This is a genomic window from Paenibacillus sp. J2TS4 (assembly GCF_018403245.1).
GTDB lineage: Bacteria > Bacillota > Bacilli > Paenibacillales > NBRC-103111 > Paenibacillus_L.
Genome location: NZ_BOSH01000031.1, coordinates 1 through 7,903 on the forward strand (window position 1 = coordinate 1; position 7,903 = coordinate 7,903).

A 7,903-nucleotide genomic window follows, 5' to 3' on the forward strand; every position below is an offset into this window, starting at 1 on the left:
TTACTGAAAGTAGCAGGCATCCGCCTCGCCGCTTTCTTACAGAAACAAAGGCGAAAAAAAGTTGGACGGAAAACGTGCCTGTTTTCCGCCCAACTTTTTATTTTAGGGACTTATTGGACAGCCCCTTCAATACATATTTATTGGATCCTCTGCTTATTTGGCCTTTGCCCAGCGGTCATAGGCCGCCTGATTAATTTTAACCAATTCATCCACCTTCAACTTTTTCATGGTGCTTACATATTCGTCCCAGCCTTTGTCAATGGATATCTCACCGGATACAAATTTGGCTTCCATCTGTTTAAGATAGGTATCGATGTCCGGTTTAATCGTACTGTAAGTCGTCTGCTCGTCAACCGTAAAATAAATTTGCGGGAAGGGAACTTTAGCATAGGGTAAATATTCTTCTTCCACCCAGCTTGAAATCGTATGAATCGTAGGATTATCTTCCTTTATAAAAAATTCATGGTCTATCACCATAGGAACGTTCGAGCCGGCCCCCGGGGCATCCTGGGCATTGGCTTGGGTCGTATTCATTCCTTCCGGTGCCAGCAGGGTCCACTTCGTTTGGCCTTCATCGACCCACTTCCAATTCTTCCCTTCCACCCCAAGGCGGGCTAGAATAGTCCCTTCCTCCGAGTAGAGGTGATCCACCCAGCGCATGGTCGCTTCCGGATGTTTGTTTTTGTTGGTGATGGCGAACCGGCCCCGCTTGATTTCAGACACTTTGGTAACCAGCTTCTGATCGTTGGCCGGACTTGTTAGCGCTGGCAGCAGCGGGTAATTAGCCGCTTCCGTCACATCGGTGAACCCAATCATAACGATGGGCCAGGTCGGGAAAACACCGACTTTATCGGCCGCCCCTTTGGCGACATACTGCTCCCATGTGTGGGAGAAGAGTTGGGAGTCCAACAATTTTTCTGCATATAGGCGGTTCAGGAAGGTTAAATATTCCTTGTATTCTTCCTGGATAAAAGCATAGTGCACGGTGCCGTCCCGTTCAAAAATGCCATCCGCTTCAGAGATCCCGAAGCTGGGCAGCAGCGAATATCGGAGCTCCGCTACGCTGGAGGCGGAGAGCGGAATTTCATCCGCAGAGCCATTCTGATTCGGGTCCTGTTCCTTGAATTGTTTCAACAAGGCATACAGTTCTTCTGTAGTGGAAGGTCTTTCTACGCCTAAATTTTTCAGCCACTGTCCATTCATCCATATTAACGGCGTCTGGGAATGGATCAGATTATCCAGCCCAGGCAAAGCATAGATGTGGCCGTCCGGGGCCGTAATAGAAGCTTTAAGATCCGGATGCTTCTCCATCACTTTCTTCAGATTGGGGGCATATTGTTCAATCAGCTCCTCCAACGGAATGAGCAGCCCTTGAGAGCCGTATTCGACCTCTTCATTTGCCGTTAGATTGGCGCCAAAAAATACGTCCGGAAGCTCCATACTGGCAAAGGCCAATTTCTTCTTTTGCTGAAACTGCTCTGACGTGGAATTTTTGAATTTAAAAGAAACATTAGTCTTCTCCTGCATTTCTTTAAAGAAGGCCATTTGGTCCCAATTCGGCTGCAAAGGCGAGCTTTGCGCCATCATCTCCAAAGTAATCGGTTCATTGACGATAGGAAACCCGGTTTCGTTAAAATTGCTTGGCTTCTCATCGGAGGCTTTCTCCGATTTTGAACAGCCTGTAAAGACAGACCCGGTTAACAGAAGTGCCGCCGCCGAAGCTAAAACCATTTTGCTGCGCATGACATTTCCCCCTTCTAAGGTTTGAATATCCTGTGGGGCATGCCCGCCCCAAATGACCCGAGATAATTATTCTTTGATCGAACCAATCATGACCCCCTTTAGGAAAAATCGTTGTAAAAACGGGTAAATCAGGAGAAGAGGAGCGGCCGAAACAATCATTACCGCATACTTGATTACATTGGCTATTCTGGCCTGCTCGCCAATGGCTTCGGGATTGGCCCCTTGGATCATGAGTTCAGCGGTCATTTCCTGTTGAATGAGGATATCCCTCAGAATTAGCTGCAGGGGGAAGAGCTCCCGGTCGGATAAAAAGATTAGCCCTGCGAAATACTGATTCCAGTGCCCCACCCCATAAAATAAGGCCATCACCGCAATGATAGGCGCCGACAAAGGCAGAACAATTTGAAAGAACGTTCTGAACACCGACGCGCCATCTATCTCCGCCGCTTCTTCCAAGCCGCGTGGAATCGTTACTCTAAAGAAGGTCATCGTTACGATGATGTTCCAAACAGAAGCCGCCCCCGGGATGACCATCGCCCAGATCGTATTAATCATGCCGAGATCTCTGACCAGCAGATACGTCGGGATGAGGCCGCCATCGAAGAACATCGTGAAGATCAGCAGGCCCATGATGACTACTCTTCCTACAAGCTCTTGCCGGGCCAGAGCGTAGGCGCAGGGCAGGGTTACCGCCAAGTTGATGAACGTCCCCAGCAAAGTATAGAAGATCGTGTTGCGATACCCACTCCAGATCTCCGTACTGTTGAAAACCCGGATAAACCCTTCGAAGGTAATGCCTCTCGGAATCAACCACATCCTGCCCGAGTTCACATAATTCGGATCACTAATAGATGCGCTTAATATGTAAATCAGCGGGTAGATGATGATGAGGATAAAAAACCATACCAATGCCTTGTTGCCTATGTCGAAAATTCTATCGGATCTTGCTTCTTTTATCATAGGAGTACTCCTTTACCATAAACTCGTACCCGTTCTTCGGGCGAGGCGGTTAAAGAATAAAAGAATGACAAAATTGATGACAGAATTAAATAGACCGACCGCTGTGGAATAGCTGTACTGCCCGGATAGAATCCCGATCTCATAAACATAGGTTTGAATAACTTGGGAGGACTCCAGGTTCAACGGATTTTGCATCAATAGGATCTTTTCGAACCCGATGGACATCATGTTCCCCATATTTAAGATCAGAAGAATAATAATCGTCGGCAGAATTCCCGGGATGTTGATATGCCTTATGCGCTGCAGTCTGGACGCTCCGTCCACCTTGGCCGCTTCATGCAATTGGGGATCGATTCCCGCCAATGCCGCCAAGTATATAATCGCTCCCCAGCCGAGGTTCTGCCATTCTCCTGAGAATACGAAGATTGTTTTGAACCAAGCCGGACTGGTCATGAAACTAACCGGTTCCAAACCTAGCCACTGAAGGAAGTGGTTGACAATCCCTGTATCCGGATCGAGAAAGGCGATGATCATCCCGACAAAAACAACTACAGAAATAAAGTGGGGGGCATAGGTGATCGTTTGGGTAATTTTCTTAAAGGAGCCTGTTCTTAATTCGTTAAGCGATAACGCGACAATAATAGAAACGGGGAATAAAGCCAGGCCGTACAAATTAATAGATAATGTATTCCACATGAGGTCCCAAAAAAAATAGGAATCAAAAAAACGTATGAAATGATCAAATCCGACCCAGTCGCTGCCAAGGATCCCTTTGGCGGCTACGAAATTTTTGAAGGCGATTTGAACTCCATACATGGGATAATATTTAAACACTATAAAATAGATCAGGGCGGGAGCCAGCAGAACATACAACTGCCAATATTTCATCATTCTCTTCAGCTTCGGATGATTAGGCCGGGGTTTAAGCGCCGGCAGGTCCTTCCTTGGCCGGTTCATGGCGGCATGAGCACTTACACTTGCATGGTTCTGTCCTTTCATGCTTTATCGACTACCCCTCTCTAATCCAAAGATTCCTTGCCGATCGTTGGATAAGGTGGTCTGACTTGCTTCCTTCTGGGGTGATATAGGTGGGGGCTATAAGATAATAACCCCCGTCAAAAAAGATCTCCTTGCCAATCCAAATCTTAAAACCTATCGAGGACTGGTTACAGCTCGTAGCCCGGAATAATGCTGCCCTTTCGCACATTGGTACCTGTAGGGAATTTCAAAGTTTGCGCATATTTCGTGCGGTTTACACAGCCTCTTACGGTCCCAAGCGCTTTGTAGTAATCATAATAACGGAACGATGTGGAGTTCATAACAAACCAATATTGGGAAAGCGCCTCCAGATAGGTATCGAATTCATCCGATACGTCTATGAATAAATCCGGGACGTAGCCCTCCATGTCTTCCCAGTTTTCACTGTGATAAAATCCGTAATAATGGGCCGGCAATCCGTCCAGATCGAATCCGGGAAGACCCGATTTTAACTGTGCAGCCTGGACAATTCGCGGGCAAAGAGCGTGATCGGGGTGAATGCTTTGTTCCCAATGGGTAATGACGACATTCGGTCTTAATTTGCGCATTAAGGTAGCGACACGAGTAACGATCTCATCATTGAAGGCAAGTTCCGCATCCTTATAGTCCAGCGTAATTGTCTTGGCTCCCAGAATACTTGCTGCTTTCTCGGATTCTTCTATTTTTTGCAACCGATAATCCTCAACGGAAATGTCTTTCGGATTACCCTTCTCCCCAGCCGTTAAATGGACAAACGTTACTTCATGGCCTGCTTTCGCATACTTATGGGCTATAGCTCCGGCTTGAATTTCACCATCTCCGCAATGCGCCCCCAACACGACTAAATGCATTTCCATTCCCCCCATTAATTGTAATCCTCTTGTTCCTAATCGTTGACAAGATGTTTGGGCTGCTTTCAGGTATTCTTTCTGGCCATTCCTGTGGTTTCCTTCTTCCTTGAAAGGCCTGCCTACTATACAAATATACGTTAATCTCAGAAAAAAATATTCATTATATCGATAATTTCTTAAAATAAATTTACATGGTTAAGGAGGTTAAAGACATTGGGGGTTTCTGTTCAAATTAAAAGAGGAAATAAAAGCATAAAGCGGATCGTTCCAACTTCATCACATAGTCAAACAGAACAACCCGCCTCGCGGCACCCAATTGAGCATAGATGCTAAGCTAAAGGGTCGCAAAATAGAATAACGGCTGGCTGGCGCCACCACGCCGGCAGTCTACTCACACAGCATGGGGATCTATTCTAAATGGATTTCATGCAGCTAATTTGCCCCATTTAGGGTTAAAAACGACAACTAAAGGGAAAACCTCCATCTATTTAGTGCCAAAAGAGGGATATCCGCAAAAAAACTTCATTTTAAATGCAGTTTTTCCATCTAGTCTAGCCCATTCTTCCCCTTTGCTTCCGTTTACCTACAGAAAATACAGTTAACATCAATTTCACGAATCAATTTCTCCACCGCATCCACTACGGCTTGGGGATGGTTTTGCGGAATCATATGCGCTGCGTCCGGCAGCTCGATAAGCTGGGCATGCGGCAATTCATTAACCAACCTGTAGCTATGTTCCTTGGTTGGAAAAGGATCGCTCGTCCCGACGACGATGACGGCGGGAGTCATGATGGTTCCGTAGTCTTTGCTAATTTGTTCGGCCGTTGGGGCAAATGCCATAACATCCTGCCTGTTCGCTTTGAACTGAGACGGCCGCAGCCAAAGGGCCAACGTTGCTTGCTGGTAATCCGCAGGAACCGATTCGGGCGCAAAAGTCAGCTTCAAGATATGCTTAGCCATGAGCGGCCCCAAGGTTGCCAGTAATGTGTTCAGCACAAATGAACCCAGGAAGGGCGTCAGAACGATTCGGGAAAGGGGATCCCCTTTTTCCGCCGGATAACCTTCCTTATACATCCCTCCTCCTAGAATGACCATTCCAGATAGGTCATCCGGGTATTGAAGAGCATAGGAAAGGACCAGAATCCCACTCCACGAATGACCGACGAGGATAGGTCTCTCTATGCCGATGGCCTTGATTGCTTCATGAAGAAGCTTGGCTTGCGTCAGCGGAGTGACCTTTACTCCCCTGGGTCGTTCGCTATGCCCGTAGCCGGGACGGTCGAAAGAAAGCACTCGATATCCTTGGGATACCGCAAGATCCATCGCTTGATCGAAATCGTTTCCCGTAAGCACCCCGCCATGCAGAAAAATAATCGGTCTGCCTTCCCCCCTATCGATATAGTGCAATCGAATGCCTTCCACCGTTACATAACGACCGGTAGGCAGATACGCCTTCTCCGCCTGCATAAATTTATACTGATTGTACAAATACAAGCCGGCTACCGCCAAACATCCAGTAATGACATATAAAATTACCATAACCAACATCCTCCTCGGTATAACTATAACATACTTATTGGTATGTATATATAATAATTTTGATGCTTCATTTGCCCTTCTCCTTACTTGGGCTAGCATGAGTGCACCGGATCTGAAGCAAATATATAACACTTATCCATAGGTGTTTCCTGAATGAGGCGTTTCCTTGAGTATATTCCGGTTACGGATTTAATTAAAACGAAACTATTATTACTTTATAGGGGAATTCGATATTGACTTGAACAATACTCTGTATTTACCGATACCGGTGGAAGGAGGGCTATTCTCTATCGGAGATGGCCATGCGGCCCAAGGCGACGGCGAAGTGAGCGGACCTGCACTGGAGTGCCCGATGGAGAGGGTGAGCTGTACGTTAAAGGTGAGGGAAGATATGCCGCTGACGATGCCAAGAGCTAAGACCGGCACAGGATGGCTTGCGATGGGGTTTCATGAAGATCTGGAGGAGGCGATGTGGATAGCCCTGCAGAACAGGCTCGACTGGATGTCATCGATCTATCGGATCTCGCGTACGGAGGCTTACGCTTACGCATCCTTAGCCGTCGATCTCCGCATCACCCAGATCGTTAATTCCGCCAAAGGCGTTCATGCGTTTCTCCCGTTTGACGCCCTGCGGTAACCCTAACAAAACATCGTGAGGGCGAATCCGTCGGAAATGCCGCCGAGGCCAGACAGCCCGGTTAGATCAGTTGCAGGGAGAGCAACCGCTCCAAAGCAGCGTTGCCGCATCATAAGCAAAATCATTCATGTCCAATCCCTTGGGAGCTAGCATCCACGTTAGCAGCAGGCCGTTTAACACGGTTTGGATAAAGACTGCCAAAGACTGAGAGTTAATGTCACTCCGCAATAAACCTTGGACTTGAAAAGCTTGAAACATGCTCTCAATCGTGCCATAAAACACTTCGAAAATGTCCTGCATTTGCTCTCTTATAGCCGGATCACGGCTGGTCGTAAAAAATTCAAAGAACAGCATCGGCCTGCCGGGGGCTCCCATGCATCCTTCCAATTGGGATCGCAACCAACCCGCTAACGTGCTGACAGGGTCGCCTGCCCGCAGAATAGCTTCCGCTTGCTGGGGGATGAATTGAGCCTGTTGAAGCAGATTCCGCTCGCAAATCGCCATGTATAAATCGGCTTTGTTGGAGAAATGCCAATAGACCGCGCCCTTCGTCTGCCCGGCTTCGGCGGCTACTTGATCCAAGGTAGCCCCCGAGTATCCATGCGCAGCGAATACCTGGATCGCTGCATCCATCAAACGAGTGCGAGTGTCTGCGCTTGTCAGGCCCTGCTCCGCCTGTTTCTTGGCGAGCAGCTCTTTCATTTCATCCTTCTTTCCAAGATGCCTCCGCACGGTTGTCCAATGGACACCCGCCCGCTCTGCAACATCGGCATAGCTGATTTGATCGACGGGACGCTCGGAAGCCAATTGAATGGCCGCGTTATAAATTTGTTCATAAGTCTTCATGATCCAATGCCTACTTCCTTTATGAAGCTTTTACGTCGATTCCGATATCATTAGAATGTTGACGTCATATTTAGATTCGTTGATCGCTTTGCTTAATGTATCCAATGCATCTCTGAATTGCTTCTCATTATACAGTACTCTGTTAATTTTAGCGCCATGAGACACAGCAAGATCAACTCCTTTCTCCACGGCCCCCTAATCAAACTGGAGTCTCAGCCTACAATATATTATTGTATTTCTAAGGGAGGCGACCAGGATGAGACGATCCAACAAATTGTATGAAGAAGTTCGACTTGATGTCGTCCGACAA

The 7,903-nt window shown here is 47.4% G+C and carries 8 protein-coding genes; 1 reads left to right on the forward strand and 7 read right to left on the reverse strand.

Features of this window, described 5'->3' with window-relative positions; all coding sequences use genetic code 11:
- Window positions 1-153: 153 nt before the first annotated feature.
- From KJS69_RS29190 to KJS69_RS29210, 5 genes are all read right to left on the reverse strand, one after another.
- Window positions 154-1,743, reverse strand: a complete 1,590-nt coding sequence (locus tag KJS69_RS29190) for an extracellular solute-binding protein (RefSeq protein WP_213587746.1) — start codon at window positions 1,741-1,743, stop codon at window positions 154-156.
- A 66-nt stretch (window positions 1,744-1,809) separates the two neighbouring features.
- The gene (locus tag KJS69_RS29195; protein ID WP_213587748.1) at window positions 1,810-2,703 is read right to left on the reverse strand and encodes a carbohydrate ABC transporter permease; all 894 of its coding nucleotides are present in this window, start codon (window positions 2,701-2,703) and stop codon (window positions 1,810-1,812) included.
- Window positions 2,704-2,715: 12 nt separating this feature from the next.
- Window positions 2,716-3,660, reverse strand: coding sequence for an ABC transporter permease (locus tag KJS69_RS29200; RefSeq protein ID WP_249730768.1), 945 nt, complete (start codon window positions 3,658-3,660; stop codon window positions 2,716-2,718).
- A gap of 209 nt (window positions 3,661-3,869) precedes the next feature.
- Window positions 3,870-4,571: a PIG-L deacetylase family protein gene (locus tag KJS69_RS29205; RefSeq protein WP_213587752.1), complete on the reverse strand. Its 702-nt coding sequence runs from the start codon at window positions 4,569-4,571 to the stop codon at window positions 3,870-3,872.
- 579 nt (window positions 4,572-5,150) lie between these two features.
- The gene (locus tag KJS69_RS29210; protein ID WP_213587754.1) at window positions 5,151-6,110 is read right to left on the reverse strand and encodes an alpha/beta fold hydrolase; all 960 of its coding nucleotides are present in this window, start codon (window positions 6,108-6,110) and stop codon (window positions 5,151-5,153) included.
- A 238-nt stretch (window positions 6,111-6,348) separates the two neighbouring features.
- On the opposite strand from KJS69_RS29210, the gene KJS69_RS29215 reads away from it, so the two are divergent.
- Window positions 6,349-6,747 (forward strand): acetamidase/formamidase family protein, encoded by a 399-nt coding sequence (locus KJS69_RS29215; RefSeq protein WP_306434444.1) that lies wholly within the window; start codon window positions 6,349-6,351, stop codon window positions 6,745-6,747.
- Window positions 6,748-6,813: 66 nt separating this feature from the next.
- Here the strand turns inward: KJS69_RS29215 and KJS69_RS29220 are convergent, their stop codons facing one another.
- The gene (locus KJS69_RS29220; RefSeq protein WP_213587756.1) at window positions 6,814-7,593 is read right to left on the reverse strand and encodes a TetR family transcriptional regulator; all 780 of its coding nucleotides are present in this window, start codon (window positions 7,591-7,593) and stop codon (window positions 6,814-6,816) included.
- A 30-nt stretch (window positions 7,594-7,623) separates the two neighbouring features.
- Complete coding sequence (locus KJS69_RS30075) at window positions 7,624-7,758, reverse strand: hypothetical protein (RefSeq protein WP_283777498.1); 135 nt, start codon at window positions 7,756-7,758, stop codon at window positions 7,624-7,626.
- Window positions 7,759-7,903 lie beyond the last annotated feature (145 nt).

Coding starts and splice junctions, on each gene's coding strand:
- KJS69_RS29210 (WP_213587754.1), bottom strand. CDS start 6,110: ATGGTAATTTTATATGTCATTACTGGATGTTTGGCGGTAGCCGGCTTG.
- KJS69_RS29190 (WP_213587746.1), bottom strand. CDS start 1,743: ATGCGCAGCAAAATGGTTTTAGCTTCGGCGGCGGCACTTCTGTTAACC.
- KJS69_RS29200 (WP_249730768.1), bottom strand. CDS start 3,660: ATGAACCGGCCAAGGAAGGACCTGCCGGCGCTTAAACCCCGGCCTAAT.
- KJS69_RS29205 (WP_213587752.1), bottom strand. CDS start 4,571: ATGCATTTAGTCGTGTTGGGGGCGCATTGCGGAGATGGTGAAATTCAA.
- KJS69_RS29220 (WP_213587756.1), bottom strand. CDS start 7,593: ATGAAGACTTATGAACAAATTTATAACGCGGCCATTCAATTGGCTTCC.
- KJS69_RS29195 (WP_213587748.1), bottom strand. CDS start 2,703: ATGATAAAAGAAGCAAGATCCGATAGAATTTTCGACATAGGCAACAAG.